The organism is Actinoallomurus sp. NPDC050550 (genome assembly GCF_040655075.1).
GTDB lineage: Bacteria > Actinomycetota > Actinomycetes > Streptosporangiales > Streptosporangiaceae > Actinoallomurus.
In genome coordinates, this window is sequence record NZ_JBFAJC010000015.1 from 163,184 (window position 1) to 185,501 (window position 22,318).

General features: G+C 71.4%; 16 protein-coding genes and 1 pseudogene. 13 read left to right on the forward strand and 4 right to left on the reverse strand.

All coding sequences use genetic code 11. From position 1 onward, the window contains the following. Positions 1-1,169: 1,169 nt before the first annotated feature. From ligA to gatB, 5 genes are all read left to right on the forward strand, one after another. Positions 1,170-3,398, forward strand: coding sequence for an NAD-dependent DNA ligase LigA (ligA, locus tag AB0I04_RS22345; protein ID WP_360887312.1), 2,229 nt, complete (start codon positions 1,170-1,172; stop codon positions 3,396-3,398). A gap of 226 nt (positions 3,399-3,624) precedes the next feature. Continuing rightward, positions 3,625-5,721, forward strand: coding sequence for an EAL domain-containing protein (locus tag AB0I04_RS22350; protein ID WP_360887315.1), 2,097 nt, complete (start codon positions 3,625-3,627; stop codon positions 5,719-5,721). Positions 5,722-5,897: 176 nt separating this feature from the next. After that, positions 5,898-6,251 (forward strand): Asp-tRNA(Asn)/Glu-tRNA(Gln) amidotransferase subunit GatC, encoded by a 354-nt coding sequence (gene gatC / locus AB0I04_RS22355; RefSeq protein WP_360887317.1) that lies wholly within the window; start codon positions 5,898-5,900, stop codon positions 6,249-6,251. Positions 6,252-6,253: 2 nt separating this feature from the next. Beyond that, a complete protein-coding gene (gene gatA, locus AB0I04_RS22360) occupies positions 6,254-7,744 on the forward strand; it encodes an Asp-tRNA(Asn)/Glu-tRNA(Gln) amidotransferase subunit GatA (RefSeq protein WP_360887320.1) in 1,491 nt (496 codons plus the stop codon). Between the two features lie 26 nt (positions 7,745-7,770). Beyond that, positions 7,771-9,270, forward strand: coding sequence for an Asp-tRNA(Asn)/Glu-tRNA(Gln) amidotransferase subunit GatB (gatB, locus tag AB0I04_RS22365; protein WP_360887323.1), 1,500 nt, complete (start codon positions 7,771-7,773; stop codon positions 9,268-9,270). Positions 9,271-9,417: 147 nt separating this feature from the next. Here gatB and AB0I04_RS22370 read toward each other — a convergent pair whose 3' ends face one another. The 3 genes and pseudogenes from AB0I04_RS22370 to AB0I04_RS22380 form a co-directional block, all read right to left on the reverse strand. After that, the gene (locus tag AB0I04_RS22370) at positions 9,418-9,681 is read right to left on the reverse strand and encodes a hypothetical protein (protein WP_360887326.1); all 264 of its coding nucleotides are present in this window, start codon (positions 9,679-9,681) and stop codon (positions 9,418-9,420) included. Further along, a complete protein-coding gene (locus tag AB0I04_RS22375) occupies positions 9,678-10,019 on the reverse strand; it encodes a fibronectin type III-like domain-contianing protein (protein WP_360887329.1) in 342 nt (113 codons plus the stop codon). The genes AB0I04_RS22370 and AB0I04_RS22375 overlap by 4 nt, the downstream gene beginning before the upstream one ends. Positions 10,020-10,035: 16 nt before the next feature. Then, positions 10,036-10,311, reverse strand: a pseudogene (locus AB0I04_RS22380) (glycoside hydrolase family 3 C-terminal domain-containing protein); the annotation flags it as partial. Between the two features lie 129 nt (positions 10,312-10,440). On the opposite strand from AB0I04_RS22380, the gene AB0I04_RS22385 reads away from it, so the two are divergent. The 3 genes from AB0I04_RS22385 to AB0I04_RS22395 all read left to right on the forward strand — a co-directional run bounded on the left by AB0I04_RS22385 (position 10,441) and on the right by AB0I04_RS22395 (position 16,730). Beyond that, entirely contained in the window at positions 10,441-11,349 is a 909-nt protein-coding gene (locus tag AB0I04_RS22385; protein ID WP_360887332.1) for a 2-hydroxyacid dehydrogenase, read from the forward strand. Positions 11,350-11,792: 443 nt separating this feature from the next. After that, complete coding sequence (locus tag AB0I04_RS22390; RefSeq protein ID WP_360887335.1) at positions 11,793-14,507, forward strand: EAL domain-containing protein; 2,715 nt, start codon at positions 11,793-11,795, stop codon at positions 14,505-14,507. A 315-nt stretch (positions 14,508-14,822) separates the two neighbouring features. Further along, entirely contained in the window at positions 14,823-16,730 is a 1,908-nt protein-coding gene (locus AB0I04_RS22395; RefSeq protein WP_360887338.1) for a peptidoglycan recognition family protein, read from the forward strand. A gap of 102 nt (positions 16,731-16,832) precedes the next feature. Here the strand turns inward: AB0I04_RS22395 and AB0I04_RS22400 are convergent, their stop codons facing one another. Continuing rightward, on the reverse strand, positions 16,833-17,738 hold the full coding sequence (locus tag AB0I04_RS22400) for a LysR substrate-binding domain-containing protein (protein ID WP_360887341.1): 906 nt from the start codon (positions 17,736-17,738) through the stop codon (positions 16,833-16,835). A 108-nt stretch (positions 17,739-17,846) separates the two neighbouring features. Here AB0I04_RS22400 and AB0I04_RS22405 point away from each other — a divergent pair, with 108 nt between their 5' ends. The 5 genes from AB0I04_RS22405 to AB0I04_RS22425 all read left to right on the forward strand — a co-directional run bounded on the left by AB0I04_RS22405 (position 17,847) and on the right by AB0I04_RS22425 (position 22,164). Next, a complete protein-coding gene (locus AB0I04_RS22405) occupies positions 17,847-18,689 on the forward strand; it encodes an LLM class F420-dependent oxidoreductase (RefSeq protein ID WP_360887344.1) in 843 nt (280 codons plus the stop codon). A 14-nt stretch (positions 18,690-18,703) separates the two neighbouring features. After that, positions 18,704-19,639, forward strand: coding sequence for a zinc-binding dehydrogenase (locus AB0I04_RS22410; RefSeq protein ID WP_360887347.1), 936 nt, complete (start codon positions 18,704-18,706; stop codon positions 19,637-19,639). Between the two features lie 74 nt (positions 19,640-19,713). Beyond that, positions 19,714-20,163: a MarR family transcriptional regulator gene (locus AB0I04_RS22415; protein ID WP_360887350.1), complete on the forward strand. Its 450-nt coding sequence runs from the start codon at positions 19,714-19,716 to the stop codon at positions 20,161-20,163. After that, positions 20,160-21,590: an MFS transporter gene (locus AB0I04_RS22420; RefSeq protein ID WP_360887353.1), complete on the forward strand. Its 1,431-nt coding sequence runs from the start codon at positions 20,160-20,162 to the stop codon at positions 21,588-21,590. Before AB0I04_RS22415 ends, AB0I04_RS22420 begins: the two co-directional genes overlap by 4 nt. Before the next feature lie 22 nt (positions 21,591-21,612). Further along, positions 21,613-22,164: an isochorismatase family cysteine hydrolase gene (locus AB0I04_RS22425; protein WP_360887356.1), complete on the forward strand. Its 552-nt coding sequence runs from the start codon at positions 21,613-21,615 to the stop codon at positions 22,162-22,164. Positions 22,165-22,318: the final 154 nt, after the last annotated feature.

The window sequence follows — 22,318 nt, forward strand, 5'->3', positions numbered from 1 at the left end:
CGTGCCGTTCCAGGCCGGAACGCTCGCCGCCGCGGCGCTGAACCAGGAGTACCCCGTGGCGGAGGTTTCTCCGTACCCCGGCGCTCCTCAGGAGAGGCCCGGCATCCCGCTGGATCTCGCCCGGATCCGCGAACGGCTGTCCTCTGCCGCCTCCGGTCGTCTTCGCCCGCGTCGGGCGGCCCTCCTCCTGCCGCTCCTGGCGCTGCCCGGCCTGCTGTACGGCGGGTACGTATGGCTCAACCCTCTCGATCTGTCCGTCGACCACGTGCTGCAGCCGAAGTTCAACCGCGCGCCGGTGACCCTGCATCTGCTGCGCGGTGAGCGGCCGATGGAGATCACCGGAGACGGCCTGACCACGCGGGTGTGCGGGGATCGTCTCTGCCGCCGTGACCGCCTGTACGACTACCAGGACAACCTGACCGGTCGGGTGGGAGATACCGGTTCCGTGCCTCTGCCGGACGGCACGGTGGCCACCGCCGCATGGCGTACCGGGTCGGGCGGGACGGTGTTGCGGCTGTTCCCGTGCGACCCGGACGGATGTGGTGGAAAGGGGCCGGTCGACACGGCGGCGATCGTCGAGCGGAGCGGTGACGACGGCGCGAGCGCGGCGATGGCCGTCACCGGCGACGGCCTCGTGATCGCCGCGCTGCGCCGCGACAGCGCCGGCACGTCGGAGGTACGCCTCATCCACTGTGCCGACCTCCGCTGCCAGAAACCCCGGGCGGTCACCGTGGACAGCCTTGGCTGGTGGACTTCCGGTCTTCACAGCAGTCCGCTCGCCGTCGCCGTTCGGCGGGACGGCCGACCGGTGGTGGCCGTGGCGAATGGGGAATCCAGCACCGTCACCGTGATCAGCTGTGACGGGCCGGAGTGCCGTCATCCCCGGCTGACCCGGCCGGTGCCCCCACCGGCGCATTCGCCGGGTGCGAGCGACCGGCTTTCTCGATCTGGCGGTGGGCGGGGACCGGCGTCCCCGTGTGCTCTGGGGCGATCAGCCCTCCGGCTGGGGCAGCGGGCCCTTGCATCTCACGACCTGTGGACATCCCCGGTGCGGTGGATAGTCCTCCGGCGACCCTTATCGACGATCCGGGGTGACGGGTCACGCTTCGCCGAACCCGTCCGAGACAGGGCGAGCCCGAGCCGTCGTGACCGGGCGAGCCGCAGGTCAGATGTGTCGGTGGTGCGCGAGAGACTATGGGCAGTGGCACTCGTACGGCAGGGAGAGACTCGTGGCGACAGGCGTACCCGACGCGGTCCAGCAGCGTCATTCGGAGTTGGCTCAGGAGCTCGACGAGGCCAACTACCGCTACTACGTCCTCGACTCCCCGACGATCAGCGACGCGGACTACGACCGGCTGATGCGGGAGATCCGGGCGCTGGAGGAGGAGCACCCGGAGCTGGTCACGCCGGACTCGCCGACGCAGAAGGTCGGCGCGCCGATCACGACCGACTTCGCGACGGTCGAGCACATCGAGCGGATGCAGAGCCTCGACAACGCGTTCAGCACCGATGACCTGTCGGCGTGGCTGACGCGCGCGGAGAAGGAGGTCGGCTCGGTCGCCAACTTCCTGTGCGAGCTGAAGATCGACGGGCTGGCGGTCAACCTGACGTACGAGAACGGCCGGCTCGTACGGGGCGCGACGCGGGGTGACGGGCGTACGGGCGAGGACGTCACCAACAACATCCGCACGATCGACGCCGTGCCGCTCCAGCTGCAGGGCGACGACGTGCCGGAGCTGCTCGAGGTGCGCGGCGAGGTCTACCTGCCGGTCGAGGCGTTCGGGAAGCTCAACGAGCGGTTGGCCGAGACGGGTGAGCGGGAGCCGTTCGCCAATCCGCGGAACGCCGCCGCGGGCTCGCTACGGCAGAAGGACCCGCGGGTGACCGCGCACCGTCCGCTCAGCATGATCGTGCATGGCTTCGGCACCTGGCGGGGTGGGCGGCGCCCGGAGAGCCAGTCCGACGCGTACGAGACCATGCGGTCGTTCGGGCTGCCGGTCAGCGACCGTTACCGGGTCGTCGGGAGCCTGGCGGAGGTCCACGCCTACATCGAGCACTACGGCGAGCACCGGCACGAGCCGGCGTACGAGATCGACGGCGTGGTGGTCAAGGTCGATCAGTTCGCGTTGCAGCGGAGGCTCGGTTCGACCAGCCGGTGGCCGCGGTGGGCGATCGCCTACAAATACGCGCCGGAGGAGGTCAACACCAAGCTGCTCGACATCAGGGTCGGGGTCGGCCGCACCGGTCGCGTCACGCCGTACGGCGTGATGGAGCCGATCAAGGTCGCCGGCTCCACGGTCGCGTACGCGACGCTGCACAACGCGGACGAGGTCAAGCGCAAGGGCGTGCAGATCGGCGACACGGTCGTGCTGCGCAAGGCCGGTGATGTCATCCCGGAGATCGTCATGCCGGTCGCCGATCTGCGCGACGGCTCCGAGCGCGAGTTCGTGATGCCGGCGACCTGCCCGGAGTGCGGCACCGAGCTGCGGGCGCAGAAGGAGGGCGACGTCGACATCCGCTGCCCCAACGCGAAGAAGTGCCCGGCGCAGCTGCGGGAGCGGATCTACTTCGTGGCCAGCCGCAACGCCCTGGACATCGAGGCGCTCGGGTACGTCGCGGCGACCGCGCTGACCCAGCCGCTGGAGCCGGAGGATCCGCCGGTCAAGAACGAGGGCGACCTGTTCCACCTGACCGTCGAGCAGCTGCTGCCCATCAAGTCGGTGGTCCGCGAGCAGCGCACCGGCCTGCCGAAGATCGACCCCAAGACGGGAGAGGAGAAGGTCGTCACCTTCTTCGCGAACAAGGCCGGGGAGCCGAAGAAGACCGTCGAGAAGCTCTTCGAGGAGCTGGAGAAGGCCAAGAAGCAGCCGCTGTGGCGGGTGCTGGTGGCCCTGTCGATCCGGCACGTCGGGCCGACGGCCGCGCAGGCGCTCGCGCGGGAGTTCCGCTCGCTCGACCGCATCGCGGCCGCGTCGGAGGAGGAGCTGACGGCGGTCGAGGACGTCGGCCCGACGATCGCCGCGTCGGTCAAGGAGTGGTTCACGGTCGACTGGCACCGGGAGATCATCGAGAAGTGGCGCGCGGCCGGCGTGCGGATGGAGGACGAGGGCGCGGAGGAGGGGCCTCGGCCGCTCGAGGGCGTCACCGTCGTCATCACCGGATCCCTGGAGGGCTTCAGCCGGGACTCGGCGACCGAGGCCGTGCAGAATCTCGGCGGCAAGGTGTCCAGCTCGGTGTCGAAGAAGACCGGGTTCGTGGTCCACGGCGAGAGCCCGGGGTCGAAGTACGACAAGGCCGTCAAGCTCGGTGTTCCGCTTCTGGACGAGGCGGGATTCCGGGTGCTGCTGGAGAAGGGGCCGGATGCGGCCACCGAGGCCGCGGTCGTCGGAAAGGACTGATCTCCCAAGATAGTGGTCATGCTGACCTGCAAGGCGATACTGTACGGTATCGATTGATTACCGAGGGGTGGCTTCACGGTCGAGTGCAGGCGTAACGCAACGTGCGCAATCGGTTCCGCGAAGTTGCTCGGACGTCGTAGTCTCCCCTCAGTACGACATGTGTCCGTCCAAACACCATCGCCTCCCCCCAAAACGCAAGGTTTGGGTGTAACCCCCCGAGGACGTGATGAAGGACCCGAACAACACGCGGGACACGGTCCCCCGGCGTGGTTCCCCCCTGTGGGCCTACGTCGTCTGTGTCACGGTGGTCGGCGTCGCGGCCCTTGCCACCTCGGTCGCCTTCCTCAGCGTCGGCGACCTCAGGACGCTGGTCGGCGCCCCCCTCTTCTGGATCCTGGCCTTGCTGATCGTGAGCGGCGAGCTCAAGCCGATCATCACGCCGGGCTCCACCGAGACGACCGGCGCGACGGTCTCCACCGCCTTCACCTTCGCCACACTGATCTACGCCGGCCTGCCCACGGCACTGCTGTTGCAGGCCATCGCGACGGTGGCGACCGGGATGCTGCGCCGGCGCGCCCTGCACCGCACCGCCTTCAACGTCGGGCAGTACACCCTGAGCTTCGTCGCGTCGGGCCTGGTGCTGCTGACGTTCGGCATCACGGCGTCGCCCACGCGGCCCTGGACGCCCCACGCCTCCGACCTGCCGATCATGCTGCTCGCGGGGGTGGCGTACTTCCTCGTCAACCTCGTACTGGTCAACGCCGCGATCGCGCTGCACGAGCGCACCTCCGTTCTGAAGGCCATGCGCTGGAACATCGGCCTGCAGCTCCTCGTGCACAGCGCGCTGCTGGGGCTCGCGCCGCTGGTGGTCCTGGCGATGAGCTGGTCGGCGGCGTTCGTGCCGCTGTTCGTCCTGCCGTTCATCGCGGTGTACATCAACGCCTCGGTCTCGGTGAGCCGCGAGCACCAGGCCCTGCACGACGGCCTCACCGGCCTGCCGAACCGCAAGCTCCTGATCATGCGTACGGAGGAAGCGCTTGCTCAGGCCCGCCGCCACGCCGAGCGCGCCCTCACGGCGCGCGGCCGCGACGGCGAGCCGCCGCTCCGCGTCGGGCTCTTCCTACTGGACCTGGACCGGTTCAAGGAGGTCAACGACACCCTCGGCCACCCCACGGGCGACCGCCTGCTGCAGCTCGTCGCGCACCGGCTCACCCACAGCGTGCGGCCCGGCGACCTGGTCGCACGGCTCGGCGGCGACGAGTTCGCGGTCCTGCTGCCGACCGTGCGCGACGCGCGCAACGCCCGCGAGGTCGCGGCCCGGCTCCGCGCGGCACTGAACGAACCGGTGCGCCTCGACGGGATGTCGTTCGACCTGGAGGCCAGCGTCGGCATCGCCCTCCACCCCGACCACGCGCCCGACTTCGAGCTGCTGCTGCAGCGCGCCGACGTCGCGATGTACGTGGCGAAGGAAAATCGCACCGGAGTAGAGATCTATTCACCCGACCGCGACCGGAACTCCCCGGAGCGCCTCGGCCGGCAGGGCCAGCTGCGGCGCGCCATCGACCGCTGCGAACTGGAGCTGTTCTTCCAGCCGAAGATCTTCCTCGGGAACGGCCATCCGGTCGGCCTGGAGGCGCTGCTGCGCTGGCGACACCCGCAGAAAGGCCTGCTCACGCCGGAGAAGTTCCTGCCGATCGCCGAGCAGACCTACCTCATGCGCGGCATCACCGACTTCGTCGTCGACGCGGCGCTCACCCAGGTCGCGCGGTGGTGGAAGGCCGGGTTCCGCGTCCAGGTCGCCATCAACGCCTCCGGCCGCGACCTGCTCGACTCGGCGCTCACCGAGATGATCGCGTCGGGGCTGCTCCGGCACGAGGTGCCGCCGCAGGCCCTCCAGCTGGAGATCACCGAGCGGATCCTGATGAACGAGCCCGCCTACGCCGCCGACACCGTCGAGGCGCTGGCCGCCCTGGGCATCCCGCTCAGCCTCGACGACTTCGGCACCGGCTACTCCTCTCTCGTACGGCTCAAGAGCCTGCCGGTCGAGGAGATCAAGATCGACGCCTCCTTCGTGAGCCGGCTCCGCGAGGCGGGCGACGACGCGGTGATCGTCCGCTCGATCATCGATCTCGCCCGCACGCTCGGCCTGCGCTCGGTCGCCGAGGGAGTCGAGAACGCCGAGACGGAGCACCTCCTGCGCAACCTCGGCTGCGACGCCGCCCAGGGGTACCACTTCCAGCCGCCGATGACCGCCGGCGAGGCGACCGCCTGGCTTCGCGAGCACGTCTCGGAGCTCCAGGCCCCCGAGGGCGCCGCCCTCTGACGGACGCACAGGGGCGTCAACGGAGCCGCCCTCTGCGCCCATGGTGTGGTCCCGTGATCACCGGTGTTCCGGCCCTGTGATCAGGGCTGTGTAAACCACCCGTTAACCGGTCGTGGCCGGTTCTGCCCGCCCTCTAGGATGGCTGGGAACCCATCGATCGCAGAAACGGTTTCGACATGCTTAACGAGCACGCCGCCCATGGCTCCGCCGCCGCGGGCCAGGCCCGCGGCGGCGGAGCCATCACCCGCGAGGAGGTCGCCCACCTCGCCCGGCTGTCCCGGCTGGCGCTGCGCGAGGACGAGCTCGACCACCTCGCCACCCAGCTCGATGACATCATCTCCGCGGTCGCGCGGATCCAGGAGGTCGCGGCGGAGGACATCCCGCCGACCTCGCACGCGCTCCCGCTGACCAACGTCTTCCGCGCCGACGAGGAGCGGCCCTGCCTCACGCCCGACCAGGCGCTGTCCGGCGCGCCCGCCGCGGACGAGCAGCGGTTCAAGGTCCCGCGGATTCTCGACGAGGAGGCGTGAGCATGAGCATCATCAAGAAGACCGCGGCCGAGCTGGGCGAGCTGATCGCCTCCGGCGAGGCGTCGGCGGTCGAGGTCACCCAGGCGCACCTGGACCGCATCGCCGCCGTCGACGACTCCGTCAAGGCGTTCGTGCACGTCGACCCCGAGGTCGCCCTGGCGCAGGCCCGCGCGGTCGACGACCGCAAGGCGGCAGGGGAGACGCTCGGCCCGCTGGCCGGCGTCCCGATCGCGCACAAGGACGTCTTCACCACGTCCGACATGCCGACGACCTGCTCCTCCAAGATCCTGGAGGGCTGGCGCCCGCCCTACGACGCGACCATCACGCAACGGCTGCGCGAGGCCGGGCTGGTCATCCTCGGCAAGACCAACATGGACGAGTTCGCGATGGGCTCCTCGACGGAGAACAGCGCGTTCGGCCCGACGCACAACCCCTGGGACCTGAACAAGATCCCCGGCGGTTCCTCCGGTGGTTCCTCGGCGGCGGTCGCCGCGTACGAGGCGCCCCTCTCCACCGGCACCGACACCGGCGGCTCGATCCGCCAGCCCGCCGCGGTCACCGGCCTCGTCGGCATGAAGCCGACCTACGGCGGGTCGTCGCGGTACGGCGTGATCGCGTTCGCGTCCTCGCTCGACACGCCGGGCCCGCTGGCCCGTACGGTCCTGGACGCCGCGCTGCTGCACGAGGCGTTCTCCGGGCACGACCCGATGGACTCCACGTCGATCGACCAGCCGGTGCCGCCCGTCGTCGAGGCGGCGCGCCGCGCCGACGTCGCCGGGCTGCGGGTCGGCGTGGTCAAGGAGTTCAGCGGCGAGGGCTACCAGCCGGGCGTGCTGGCCCGCTTCCACGAGGCCGTCGAACTGCTGGAGTCGCTCGGCGCCAAGGTCGTCGAGGTCTCCTGCCCGCACTTCACGTACGCGCTGCCGGCCTACTACCTGATCGCGCCGTCGGAGTGCTCGTCCAACCTCGCCCGGTTCGACGGCATGCGTTACGGCCTGCGCGTCGGCGACGACGGCACCCGCTCGGCCGAGGAGGTCATGGCGCTCACCCGCGCCGAGGGCTTCGGACCCGAGGTCAAGCGCCGGATCATGCTCGGCACCTACGCCCTGTCCAGCGGCTACTACGACGCCTACTACGGCAAGGCGCAGCAGGTCCGCACGCTGATCACGCGCGACTTCGACGCCGCGTTCGAGCAGGTCGACGTGCTGGTCTCGCCGACGACGCCGACGACGGCGTTCCCGATCGGCGAGCGCGCCGACGACCCGATGGCGATGTACCTCGCCGACCTGTGCACGATCCCGTCCAACCTCGCCGGCAACGCCGCCATCTCGGTGCCGTGCGGCCTGGCGGACGAGGACTCCCTGCCGGTCGGCCTGCAGATCATGGCACCGGTCCTCGCCGACGACCGCGTCTACCGCGTCGGCGCCGCCGTAGAGCGGGCCCTGCAGGACCGCTGGGGCGGCCCGCTGCTGGCCAAGGCCCCCTCACTCTGACCGGGCCCGAAGGGACTGAACTACCGATGAGCATGGAAACGCTCGTGCCGTTCGATGAGGCGCTGGCCAGGTACGAGCCGGTGCTGGGCATCGAGACCCACATCGAGCTGGGCACGACGACGAAGATGTTCTGTGGGTGCTCGACCGTGTTCGGCGCGGAGCCCAACACCCAGGTCTGCCCGGTCTGTCTGGGCATGCCGGGTTCGCTGCCGGCGACGAACCGCAGCGCGATCGAGGGCATCATCAAGATCGGCCTCGCGCTGAACTGCACGATCGTCGAGTGGTGCCGCTTCGCCCGGAAGAACTACTTCTATCCGGACATGCCGAAGAACTTCCAGATCTCGCAGTACGACGAGCCGCTGTGCATCAACGGCTACCTCGACGTCGAGGTCGACGGCGAGACGTACCGCGTCGAGATCGAGCGGGTCCACATGGAGGAGGACACCGGCAAGTCGCTGCACGTCGGCGGCGCCACCGGCCGGATCCACGGGGCCGACTTCTCGCTGGTCGACTACAACCGGGCCGGCATCCCGCTCGTCGAGATCGTCACCAAGCCGATCCCCGCGACGGGCGACAAGGCGCCGCTGGTCGCGCGGGCGTACGCCACCGAGCTGCGCGAGCTCGTACGCGCGGTCGGCGTCTCGGACGTGCGCATGGAGCAGGGCTCGATGCGCTGCGACGTCAACGTCTCGCTCATGCCCAAGGGCGCGTCCGAGTGGGGCACCCGCACCGAGACCAAGAACGTCAACTCCCTCCGCTCGGTCGAGCGCTCCGTCCGGTACGAGATCGAGCGGCAGGCGGGCGTCCTCGACGCGGGCGGCCGGGTGACCCAGGAGACCCGTCACTTCCAGGAGGCCGCCGGTACGACGACGAGCGGGCGCAGCAAGGAAGAGGCGCAGGACTACCGCTACTTCCCCGAGCCTGACCTGGTGCCGATGGCCCCGTCGCGCGAGTGGGTGGAGCAGCTGCGCGCCGGGCTTCCGGAGCTCCCCGCCGCACGCCGCCGCCGGGTGCAGGACGAGTGGGGCGTCGCCGACAAGGAACTGCAGGACATCGTCAACGCCGGTGCGCTGGACCTGATCGAGGAGACGGTCCGGCAGGGCGCCGACCCGGCCGCCGCCCGCAAGTGGTGGATGAACGAGCTGTCCCGGCGGGCCACCGAGCAGAGCGTCGAGCTGTCCGACCTGCCGGTCACCCCGGCCGACGTCGTACGGGTCAGCGCGCTGGTCGCCGAGGGCACCATCAACGACAAGCTGGCCCGGCAGGTGTTCGACGGCGTTCTCGCCGGCGAGGGCACGCCGGACGAGGTCGTCGAGAAGCGCGGCCTGAAGGTCGTCAGCGACGAGGGACAGCTGGGCTCGGTCATCGACGAGGTCATCGCCGCCAACCCGGACGTCGCGGAGAAGATCCGCGGCGGCAAGGTCGCGGCGGCGGGCGCGCTCGTCGGCGCGGTCATGAAGGCCACCCGCGGTCAGGCCGACGCCGGCCGCGCCCGCGAGCTGATCATCGAGAAGCTCACGAGCTGACGGCCGAACGGGCCAGGGCCGGTCTCAGAGTCCCCGTCCGCGGCGAGGCGCCGCCTGGGCGCCGCGCAGTAGGACAGCGGGGCTTTGAGACCGGCCCAGGACGAAGCGCCGACGGTCCCGGGCCGTACAGCCGGGGACCGCCTTGCATCAGGGAACCCGGACGACGAAGGTCGTCGAAGCGGCCCCGCCGCCCGCGTGGACGGTCGCGGTCACGGTCGCCACACCGGATCCGGCGGTGCGGACGCGGCCGCCCTCGATACGGACGACCTGCGGCCGGTCGCTGCGGTAGCTCACCCAGGTCCCCGCGGGCAGCGGCACGCTCTGGCCCTTGGTCACGTAGCCGTAGACGCTCTCATCCTTCATCGACACCGTGAGCCGCGGGTCGATCGTGGCGCCCTTGTCGAACGTCACCCGCTGGACGACGCCCTGGGCCGCGTCCCCGTCCTGGACCGGCTTGGCGGTGACGACCGACGGCGACGGCCGGAGCGTGCCGTCGATCTTGACACTGGCCCGCGCGGCGACGTCGGCGTCCCCGCTGGACGTGCCGAGCCGCAGCTCGTACGTGCCCCGTCGACCACGTAGCGGTTCGACGCCTCGTCGAAGAACGCGAGCTTGGACACCGGAACCGTCAGGCCGACCCGCGTGGTCCGGTGGGGACCGACGGTGACCTTCTGGAACGCCTCCAGACGCTTGAGCGGACGCTCCTTGGCCGCCGGTTCGAACGGCGTGCTCACGTACAGCTGTGGCACGGTCGTGCCCCTGGCGTCACCGTGGTTGGTGACGTCCGCGGGCGCCGTTCGCGTCGGCCGACCGCTCGACCCGCAGGTGGGAGTAGGAGAACCGCGTGTAGCTCAGGCCGTACCCGAACGGGTAGGTCACATCGCCGGTGAAGTACATGTACGTCCGGCCCTTGCTCGTCGACGTCGGCCGGATCGCGTAGTCACCGATCGCCGGAAGCTGGTTCATGTCGCCGTACCAGCTGAACGGCAGCCGCCCGCTCGGGTCGGTGCCGCCGAGGAGGACGGAGGCCAGCGCGGAGCCCTGACGCTGACCGCGTTTTCAGCGACGTCACCCGGCTTTCACGGCCTCAACCGGTCACGACCGGCCCGCCCCACGGGTGGTCCCAGGGCGGGTCGTACGATCTGTCCCCATGGGCAGGGGAGGCGCACGGTGAAGGTCTGGGTCCCGGACAAGGAGATCGCTGAGGCGGTCGCGGATGTCGCGGGGGCGGATGTCCACGTCTATCCGGGCGGGGACGATCTCCCTTGCGACCCCGGTGAGGTGGAGTTCTACGTTCCGCCGTTCACTTCGACCCCGCAGAGCCGCGCCGTCCTCGCCCGGATGGCGAGCCTGAAGATCATTCAGCTGCAGGTGGCGGGCGTCGACACCTTCCTACCGCACGTCCCACCCGGCGTGGTGCTGTGCAACGGCCGGGGCATCCATGACGCGAGCACCGCCGAGTGGGTGGTCGGCGGCATCATCGTGGCCCAGCGGGATTTCGCGCGGTTCGTCGACGCGCAGCGCGACGGCCGCTGGGACTGGCACATGACCGACGCGCTGGCCGACCGCTCCGTGCTGATCGTCGGGTACGGCTCGGTCGGCGCGGCGATCGAGCGCCGCCTGCTGCCGTTCGAGACCGAGGTCGTACGGGTGGCGAGGACGGCGCGCGACGGCGTCCATCCGGTCGGAGCCCTCCCGGACCTGCTGCCCCTGGCCGACGTCGTGGTCCTGATCGTGCCGTCGACCCCGGAGACGACCGGCATGGTCGACGCCGGCTTCCTCGCGCGGATGAAGGACGGCGCCCTGCTCGTCAACGCCGCCCGCGGTTCGGTGGTCGACACCGACGCGCTGGTCGCGGAGCTGTCCCGGCGGCGGCTGCGCGCGGTGCTGGACGTGACCGACCCCGAGCCGCTGCCCGCCGGTCACCCGCTCTGGTCCGCGCCTGGTGTCTTCATCACCCCGCACGTCGGCGGGTCGACGCCGGCGTCGCTGCGGCGCGCCATCGCGCTGGTGCGCGCACAGCTCGAGCGCGCCGTCCGGAACGAGCCCCTGCGGAACGTCATCACCGGCGCCTACTGAAACAGGTAAAGGATTTCCCTCGGGTTCTTGGGCCACGGTGGGAGGCGGGTCGACCCCGGCTTTGCCGGGTGGGCAGGTCGCGCCGACAAAGCGCTGGCAAGCGTTCGATGTCCGATTACGCAACGTGGCGAGTTGTCGCCGGGTGGACGCCCAGCCTCAATCGCTCCGTGACCTACGGACCGTACATTGACCAATAAGGCTGACCAGAGTGAGCGCCGCACGCGGGTGCTGCCGGCGACCCCGGCACGACGCGCCCGGCGCGAGCTTCCCGGTGGCGACCTGATTCCGGCCGCCACTCGTACCGGATGACACGGCATTCGACAGGCAGGTATACGCCGCACCTGAGACGGCCACGGGCCGTCGGCCCGGAATGTCATGCATTCGGCACCCGGCGCGCGTCGTGCTCCGGGACAATTTGATCAAGATCAGAGAGCGAGAAAGTGATGACCGGCGAGCGGACGAAGCGGCGACGCTGGGGGATACCGGCGACCGTGCGGCCGTTCGGCCCGGTCGCCGTGCTCGCCATCATTCACGCGATCGCCTTCCTGACCGGCCGGGGCACCGACGGCGGCGGCGCCTGGCTCAGCGCCTGGGCGGCGGCGATCGCCGCGAGCTCGCTGCTGGTCGCGGTGCGGCGGGCGCCGCAGAGCCCCGCCGGGAAGGTCGACCGCGACACCTGGCGCTGGTTCGGACTGGCGGCGATGGCCTGGTCGGCCGGTGCGGCGATCAACGCGATTTCCCGGCTCGTCCTCAGCCGGTCGGCGGTGGCGGTCTCACCGGCCGACCTGTTCTTCCTGATCGCCCTGGGCGCCGTGACGGCCGGGTTCGTCGCGCCGATCGGCCCGCCGCGCAGCGCCCGCCCCTGGCTGCGCTACCTCGCCGACACCTACGTCTGCGCCTGCGCCCTGTTCATCGTCGGCTGGGTCGCGATCTTCGATCGGCTGTACCGCATGTCGGGAGAGGGCTGGGTGCAGTTCGTCATCGAGCTGCGCTACCCGCTGCTCGACGCCCTGCTGGTCTGCGGGCTCCTGCCGATGGCGGTCGGGGCCCTGCGCGGGCGCCGCCGGTCCGCGATGGTCGCCTACTGCGCGCTCGTCGTCCTCACGGCGGCGGACGTCATGTACTTCATGGACCGGCTGAACGGCGGCGACGCGTACGGCTCCGCGGCCGACCTCGCACGCCTGGCCGGGCTGCTGCTCCTCGGCGTCGCCCCATGGACGCTGCGCGGCCGCGCGAGCGACGCGACCCGGCGCCGCTTCGTGGGGCCCGGCCTCGCGCCGGCCGCCACGGCCGCCGCCGCGGCGATCTTCGTGGCGGGGCACACGCTCACCGGCGCACAGGGCCTGCGGCCGATCGTCCCGATCATCGCCGGGTCGGCCGTCCTCGTCGTTCTCGCCCGGCTCGGCGAGCTGGTCCACGACAACGACCGGCTGCGACGCGCCGTGAAGGTCAGCGAGAAGCACTTCCGGGCGCTCACCGAGAGCATCAACGACGTCGTGGTGATCTGCGGGCTCGACGGCGTCATCGAGTACGTCAGCGAGGGCGCGCAGCCCTCGTACCACTACACGGCCGAGGGCCTGCTCGGCCGCTCGGTGCGCGACGTCGTCCACCCGGAGGACCTGCCGAGGGTGCTGGTCGCGGCCCGCCGGCTGCTCCGCAAGCCCGGGAATGACGTCGTCCGCATCGCCTGCCGGGTCCGCGCCGCCGACGGCACCTGGCTGCCGACGGAGTCCACGATCTGCCGGTACAGCTCGTCCGGCGGCGGGTCCGCGGACCGGCTCCTCGTGACCGTACGGGACTTCAGCGAGCAGGCCGCGCTCCAGCGTCAGGTCACCCACCTGACCTTCCACGACGGGCTGACCGGCCTGCCGAACCGCGCCTACTTCGAAGAACGCGCCCGCGAGGTCGTCGAGTGCGCCCAGAGCACCGTCGCGGTGATCTTCGTGGACCTCGACGGCTTCACCGCCGTGAACGACTCCATCGGCCACGCGGGCGGCGACCAGGTGCTGGCCCAGGCCGCCCGCCGCCTGCGCGCGGGTGTCCTGGCCGACGACACCGTCGCACGCTGGGGGAGCGACGAGTTCGCCGTGCTGGTGCAGAGCGCCACCGAGGTGCAGACGGTCGTCGATCTCGGCGAGCGCCTCGTCCGCGTGCTCGCGGGCGAGCCGTACCGCGTCGGCGACCGCAGCATCGTGCTCACCGCCAGCGTCGGCATCGCCTTCACCGAGACGGGCGTCAGCGGTGCCGAGCTCATCCGCAACGCCGACGTCGCGCTGTCCCGGGCCAAGGACCTCGGCGGTGGCCGGGTCGAGGTGTTCGCCGCCAAGATGCACGCCGACGTCGTACGCCGGCTCGAGCTCGGCGGCGAACTGCAGCGCGCGCTCACGGAGCAGCAGTTCAGCGTGGAGTTCCAGCCGGTCGTCGAACTCGCCACCTCCCGCGTCACCGGCGTCGAGGCACTCGTACGGTGGTGGCGGGACGGCGTCTTCGTGCCGCCGGAGGAGTTCATCGGCACCGCGGAGGAGTCGGGCCTGATGATCCCGCTCGGCAACTGGGTGCTGCGCGAGGCCTGCTGCGAAGTGGCGCGCTGGCGCGCCTCCGACTGGGACATCGGGTTGTCGATCAACCTGCGGCCCCGGGAGATCGCCGCGCCCCGGTTCGTCGAGTCGGTGGCGACGGCGCTGGAGAACAGCGGCCTGCCGCCGGAGGTGCTCACCCTGGAGGTCGAGGAGGAAGTCCTCGTCGACGGCGGCGACGAGCTGATCTCCCGCCTGTCCGCGCTGCGCGACCTCGGCGTCCGGCTGGCCATCGACGACTTCGGCACCGGCTACGCCTCCCTGGCCTACCTGCGGCAGCTGCCGGTCGACGTCATAAAGATCGACCCCTCGTTCGTCGCCGGACTCGGCCGTGACGAGACGCTGACCCTCCTGACCCGCACGATCGTCCGGGTCGGCCGCGACCTCGGGCTGACCGTCGTCGCCGAGGGCATCGAGCGCCCCGAGCAGCTCGAGCTCCTCAAGGAGATGGGCTGCCCCCGCGGGCAGGGCTTCCTCGTCGCCCGCCCGATGGCGCCGCGCGGGATCGAGGCGCTCGTCCGCACCAACCCGCGCGGCGAGGCGTCCATCCCGCTCCACGGCTCGGCCCTGTCCGCCGGCTGACCGGCCCCCCGTACGGACCGGGCGGTGAGGTGTCCGTCCCGCTCTACGGCTCGCCGCTCTCCGGGGGCCGACCCCGCGCGGTGCGGTGTCCGCTCCGCTCCACGGCTCGGCTCTGTCCGCGCGCCGACCGGCCCGCGCGGTGCGGCGTCCATCCCGCTCCATGACTCGGCCCTGTCCGCCGGCCGACCGGCCCGCCCGGTGCGGGTCGAGGTAGGAATTCTTCACTTTGATCACGGTTCTCGTAGGTTCTTGTCTGCGCTCGACCCCTCTGAGATCGTTACGGCGATTCCCCCCCCCGTAGCGCGGAGGCTGCCGATGAGCCTGCGAGGTCGTACCCTCGTCGCGGCGACCCTGGTGCTGGCCGGTATCGGAACCGGTCAGGCCCACGCCCAGCAACACGCCGGTCCTGTCCCTCTCACCCGCCAGCAGGCCTACGCCCAGGCGGCGAAGGCCTACCACGTCCCCGAGAACCTCCTGCTCGCCGTCTCGTACCTGGAGTCCCGCTGGGACGCCAACAAGGGGCTGCCGAGCACCGGCGGCGGCTTCGGGCCCATGCACCTCGTCGACGGCACGCTGGTTCCCGCCGGCGAGCACTTCGCCGACGGCGACGAGGATCCCCGTGGCGATACCTCACGCCGGGCTCTGCACCCCAAGGCACCGGCGAACGCCGCACGGACCGCCGCGCCGAGCACGCAGACGCTGCAGGAGGCGGCCCGGATCACCGGGGACGCACCGGGCACGCTGCGCACCGACCCGGCGGCCAACATCCGGGGCGGTGCCGCACTGCTGGCCCGCTACCAGCAGGACCTGCGTAAGCCGCTCAGCGCCGACCCGGCCACCTGGTACGCCGCGACGGTCCGCTACGGCGGCACCGATTGGTTCGCCGGCCAGGTGTACGACCTGATCCGCACCGGCGCGTCCCGGACCACCGACGACGGTCAGCGGGTCACCCTCTCCGCCGACCCGGCCGTACGGACGGCCGCGCGGGCCGCGAACGACCCCGAGACCGAGTGCCCGCGGGACCTCGGCTGCGAGTGGCTCCCCGCGCCGTACCAGCTGCTCGACCCGAAGGACCAGACGAACTACGGCAACCACGACCTGGGCGACCGGCCGACGAGCCAGAAGATCGACTTCATCGTCATCCACGACACCGAGGGCTACTACCCGAACGACGTGAAGATGGTCCAGGACCCGACGTACCTGGGCTGGAACTACACCGTCCGCTCCGCCGACGGGCACGTCGCCCAGCACCTGAAGGCCAAGGACGTCGGCTGGCAGGCGGGCAACTGGTACATCAACTCCAAGTCCATCGGCATCGAGCACGAGGGCTTCCTCGCCCAGGGCGGCACCTGGTACACCGAGGCGATGTACCGCAGCTCGTCCGAGCTGGTGCGCTACGTCGCGCACAGGTTCCACGTCCCGCTCGACCGGGCGCACATCCTCGGCCACGACAACGTCCCGGGGACCATCCCGTCCACCGTCTCGGGCATGCACGAGGACCCGGGCCCGTACTGGGACTGGGCGCACTACTTCGACCTGCTGCACCGGCCGCTGCACGCCAGTGCGGGCCGCCACTCCGGCGAGGTCATGATCCTTCCCGACTACGACAAGAACGTGGTGCCGTACACCGGCTGCGACGCCAAGAACCCATCGGCGGCGTGCCCGCCGCACGGCGGTGGCTCGATCATGCTGCGCACCGAGCCCCGTGACGACGCGCCGCTGGTCAAGGACATCGGCAAGCACCCGACGACCGGCGGCACCGCGACGATGAGCGTGTACGACCACAGCGCCCGTGCCGCCACCGGCCAGACGTACGCCGTGGCCGACCGGCAGGGCGACTGGACGGCGATCTGGTACCTCGGCCAGAAGGCCTGGTTCCACAACCCCAGGACGCAGCCCACGGCCGTCGGAGCCCGCGGCCTGGTGGCCGTCGCCAAGCCCGGCGCGACGTCGGTCCCGGTGTACGGCCGCGCCTACCCGGAGGCGGAGGCCTACCCGGCCGGGGTGCCGGTGCAGACCCTCGTGCCGATGCAGTACACCTTCGCCGCGGGCCAGGCGTATGCCGTCGCCGGCTCCGAGCAGGGGGAGTACTACTACAGCAAGCTGTTCGACCGAACCGGCGCAACGGTGGTGAAGGGCAAGCTGAAGTACTACGAGATCCAGTTCGGCCACCGCATCTACTTCGTCAAGGCCGACGACGTGGACCTCAAACCGGCCTGGTGATCGAGAGCACTCTGCCGTCGCCGTTGATGTCGCGAACCCGGCGATCCGGGCGGTATGACGTCCACGGCGACGGCAGAGTGACAACGACGGCGGCAAGGCGGTTCAGCCGGTCGGCGGCCCGGTGGTGGCCGTGCAGAGGCAGCAGGCTTCGGTGAAGACGCTTACGGCCTCGCGGTCGTCGCCGGTACGCCAGACGACCGCGAGCTCGCTGGGGGACAGCCCGCCGACCGGCCGGTAGACGAGGTCGTCCCGCCGGTAGATCTCGGCGTTGCCCGCGGCGAGGAGCACGACGCCGAGGCCCGAGGCGACCGCTTCGAAGGTCTCGTCGGCGGTCTCCGCGACCGCGGCGATCCGGGCGGGCGCCTCGCGGTGATCCTCCCCGAGCCAGAAGTCGCGGAGGGCCCCGGCCTCCGGAGGCAGGGCGATGAACGGTTCGCCGGCGAGTTCGGCGAACGGCACGACCTCCAGCGCGGCCAGGCGATGACCGGTGGGCAGCGCGACCCACCGGTCCTCTCGCGTGATCACCTTCCAGGAGAAGCCGCCGCCGGGGACCGGCAGCCACGCGACCGCGACGTCGACGTCGCCGCTCGCCAGCCCGGCCGTCGGATCGGCCCAGGAGACCTGGCGGAACCGCAGGCGCAGGCCCGGCAGCAGCCGCCCCATCGCAGCCGTCACGGCCGGGATCAGCCCGCGCCCGATGCTCGTCTGGAAGCCGACCGTCAGGACGGCGTCCTCCGCGGAGGCGGCGACGGCCACCGCGTACCGGGCCTGTTCCCACTCCTCGATGAGCCGCCGGGCGTGGGGGAGCAGGGCGCTGCCGGCGGGCGTCAGCGCGACCGTCCGCCGGTCCCGGACGAAGAGCGGAGTCCGGAGTTCCAGTTCGAGCCGGCGGATCTGCTTGCTCAACGCGGGCTGGGAGATGAACAGCCGGTCGGTCGCGGCCCGGGTGAAGCTGAGCTCCTCCGCGACGGCCACGAAATACCGCAGGTCCCGCAGGTGGACGTCCATAGCCAAAGGTTATGACAACAGGTCTTGGACGGACCCGGGCCCGCTGCCCGACGCTTCCGTACGGAGGCGTGGCGCCGATGTCACGCCGTCGACGGGAGGAGACAGCACGTGGAGCTCGGGGTCACAGGACTGAACGCCAAGGCGACGCTCGGCCCGGCGGAGACCGTACGGCTGGCGAGGCGTGCCGAGGAACTCGGGTATCGCTCGTGGTGGGCGGGGGAGCACGTCGTGCTGCCGAGCCCCCGGACGCCGGACTCGCCGATGGAGCCGACGGACCCGATCCTCGACCCGCTGGTGCACCTGTCCTATGTCGCCGCCGTCACCGAGCGCCTGGAACTCGGCACGGGCATCGTGATCCTGCCGCAGCGCAACCCGCTCGTGCTCGCCAAGCAGGCCGCCAGCCTGGACGTACTCAGCGGCGGCCGGCTGCACCTCGGCGTCGGGGCCGGTTATCTCGAACCGGAGATGACCGCGGTCGGCGTGCCGTTCGCCGAGCGCGGCGCCCGGACCGACGAATACCTGGACGCGATGCGGGCGCTGTGGACCCAGGAGGCGCCGTCCTACCAGGGACGCTACGTCGCCTTCGACCGCGTCGACGCTCATCCGCGGCCGGTGCGAGCCGGTGGGCCGCGGATCGTGATCGGCGGTCACAGCCCGGCGGCCTTCCGGCGGGCGGTCTCCCGTGGAGACGCCTGGTTCGGCAACGGTGACGGGCCCGACGACCTGGTCCGCCACCTGGCGGGGCTGGAGAAGGCGGCGGCCGAGGCGGAGCGCCCGGCCCGGTTGGGACGCCTGGAGATCGACTTCCTGCAACTTTCCCCGGTGGACGCCTCGGACGCCCATCGCTACGCGGAACTCGGCGTCGACCGGCTCATCGTCTACCCGCTGCCGCTGGAGGACCCCGCCGACGTCGAGAGGTTCCTCGAGCGGCACGCCGGCCTGCCCCGCTGACCCTGAGGAGTGACATGCGCGCACTGATCCACGACCCCGGCGTACCGGCAGGGCTGCGCCTCGGCGTCGTTCCCGAACCCGTCCCGCGCGATGACCAGGCCCTGATCCAGGTCCACGCCGCCTCGCTCAACTTCGTGGACGTCGCGTTCATGGCCGAGCGGGCGCGTCCGGGCGCCGTACTCGGGATGGACGCCGCCGGAACGGTCGTCAGGGCCGCGGCCGACGGATCCGGCCCACCGCCCGGCACACGCGTCGTCGGCTTCGGATGGGCGGCGGGTGCCTGGGCCGAGTACCGCGCCGCCGACATCGCCGAGCTGGCGGTCGTTCCCGATTCCGTCGATCTCGGGGCGGCGAGCGCACTTCCGGCGGCGGGCGTCACCGCCCTGCGGGCGCTGCGGAGGCTCGGTCCGGTCATCGGCCGACGCGTGCTCGTCACGGGGGCTTCCGGCGGCGTCGGACGCTTCGCCGTGCAGCTCGCCGCCCGCGCGGGCGCGTACGTCGTCGCCGCCGTGGGGAGCCCGGCCCGGGCCGAAGGGCTCCGTGAGCTCGGGGCCGACGAGGTCGTCGTCGGCGGCCTGGGGGACGTCACCGCGCCCGTCTTCGGCGTGCTCGACAACGTGGGCGGTCCGCTGCTGGCCGAGGCGTTCGGGCTGCTGGAGGACGGAGGCTGCGCGCAGAGCATCGGCATGGCCTCGCGCGCGCCGACGACCATCGACTTCGAGAAAGCACGGCTGGCCGGAGGGCGGGGGCGCATCGAGCCCTTCGTCGTCGGGCGGGCGGGGCACGGCCCGGCGTTCGGCCCGGACCTCTCCTACCTGGTCGAACTCCTCGCACGGAAGGCACTGGACCCGCAGATCGGCTGGCGCGGCCCCTGGGAGCGCGCCGCGGAGGCCGCCGAGGCACTCCTCTCCCGCCGGGTACGCGGCAAGGCCGTACTCGATATCGGATAGTGGCCCGGACCGGTCAGATCAAACTGTTCAGTTCAAACTGGACAGTTTGGACTGAAGAATCTAGTGTGGCGGCCATGGAGGAAGCCAAGGAGATCGTTTCCGCGTCGGCCGTCCGTGCGGCGCACGAGGTCCGGGTGGTGGTCGGCCGCCTGCGCCGGCGCTTCCGGGAGACATACGACACCGAGGGGCTCACCCCCTCGCAGACGTCCGTGCTCAGCAGGCTGGACAAGGAGGGGCCGGCGTCCGCGAGTGCTCTCGCCGCCGCCGAGCGGGTCCGGCCTCAGTCGATGGCCGCCACCCTCGCGGTAGTGGAGGAGCGGGGCCTGATCCAGCGCCGGCCCGACCCCGGCGACGGCCGCCGGCAGCTGGTCTCGGTGAGCGAGGCGGGCCGCGCGTTCCTGGAGGACAAGCGGCGGGCCGGCGAGGAATGGCTGGCCCGGGCCCTCCAGGAGCACTACACCGAAGAGGAGCGCCGGACCGTCCTCGAAGCGCTGGCCCTGCTGGACCGGCTCACGCGCTCATGACCGTGAAGGCCATCCTCTCGCGACGTACTGGGAGCGCCCCGCGAGACGCCTTCGACCGCAGGCTGCTCGCCCCGATGATCCTGGGCGCGATCCTGAACCCGATCAACTCGACGCTCGTCTCGGTGTCCCTGGTGCCGATCGGCGCCGCGTTCGGGGTGCCGCCGTCCCGGACGGCCTGGCTGGTCTCCGGGCTGTACCTCGCTACCTCGATCGGGCAGCCCGTGGTCGGGCGGCTGATCGACCTGTACGGGCCGCGCCGCCTCTTCCTCGCCGGAACCCTCCTCGTCGGGATCGCCGGTCTGGTCGGGCTCCTCGCCCCGAACCTGGGCGTGCTGGTCGTCGCGCGGGTGCTGCTCGGATTCGGCACGTGCGCCGGCTACCCGGCCGCGATGTACCTCATCCGCAGTGAGAACGAGCGCACCGGCAGGGACAGTCCGGCCGGGGTGCTCACCGCGATCGCGATCAGCACGCAGACCGTCGCCGTCATCGGCCCCACCCTGGGCGGGCTGCTGATCGCGGTGGGCGGCTGGCGCGCCACCCTCGCGGTCAACATCCCGCTGGCGGCCGCCGGCCTGATCGTGGGCCGGCTCCGGCTGCCGAGGACACCGCTTCCCGAACGCGCCGCGTCCGACCGGCCGACAACCCGGCTGGACCTGCCGGGCATGGCCCTGTTCGCCGCGATGCTCGTCGCGCTGCTGCTGTTCCTGATGAGCCCGGCGGCCGCTCACTGGTACCTCCCGGTGCTCGCCGTCGCGGCCGGAGCCGGCTTCGCGCTCCGCGAGTCGCGCGCGGCGGAGCCGTTCATCGACCTGGGCGTGTTCGGCGGCAACCTGCCCCTGCTCCTCACCTACGCCCGCGCGCTCCTCACCTACGTCGTGTCGTACTCCTTCCTGTACGGCTACACGCAGTGGCTGGAGGACGGGCGGGGGCTGTCCGCCTCCCAGGCCGGGTTGGCGCAGTTGCCGCTGTTCCTGACCGGGATCCTCGTCGCCGCCGCGACCGGCCGCCGCGCGGAGATCCGCGGCAAGCTCATCGTCGGCGCCGTCGGCCAGATCGCCGCCTGCGCCATGCTCCTGCTGCTCCACCCGGGCAGCGCGGTGTGGCTGCTGGTCGCCGTCGCCCTCGTCTGCGGCATCCCCCAGGGCTTGAACGGCCTCGCACTCCAGAACGCCGTGTACTACCAGGCCGACCCGGCGCGGATCGGTTCGTCCGCCGGCCTGCTGCGCACCTTCTCCTACCTCGGCGCGATGATCTCCTCTGCGGCCGGCGGCGCCTTCTTCACCCACCGGGCCGACACGGGCGGCCTGCACCGTCTCGCCTGGTTCCTGCTCGCCGTCGCAGGTGTGTTCCTGGCGATCACCGTCGCCGACCGCTCACTGCGCCGCGTCCGCACGCCGGACCGGGACGACGCCCCGGCCGCGAACTAGCACCAGAGAAATGGAGCCGACAATGAAGAACACCGCCCTGCTCGTGATGGACGTCCAGGAGGGCATCGTCCCCCGCGTACCGGACGCGGACTACCTGCCGCGGCTGGCCCGAGCGGTCGGCGGCGCCCGTGACGCCGGTGTTCCCGTCATCCACGTCGTCATCGGCTTCCGCCCCGGCCATCCGGAGATCAGCGACCGCAACAAGGCCTTCTCGGCCCTGCCGCCGGACGTGTTCACCACCGGCGGCCCGGGTACGGCCGTCCACCCCGACGTCGAGCCCCGCGCCGGCGAGGTCGTCGTCACGAAGAAACGGGTCAGCGCGTTCGCGGGCAGCGACCTGGAACTGGTGCTGCGGTCCGGCGGGATCGACCATCTCGTGCTGACCGGCATCGCGACCAGCGGCGTCGTCCTGTCCACCCTGCGCCAGGCCGCCGACCTGGACTACCGCCTCACCGTCCTGGCCGACGGCTGCGCCGACGCGGACCCGGAGGTCCACCGGGTCCTCACCGAGAAGGTGTTCCCCCGGCAGGCGGACGTCCTCACGATCGACGAGTGGGTGAGGTCCCTCGCCTGACGTTCGTCACGTCGACCGCACCCGCCGCAGCGGGTGCGGTCGACGGTGCGCGTATCGGTCCATTCGTCTCGGATGGTGAGACATGCCGTCCAAGGATTTGACGCGAGCCGCGAAACCCAGCATGGTTGACACCATGAACCGCAACCTGATTCTC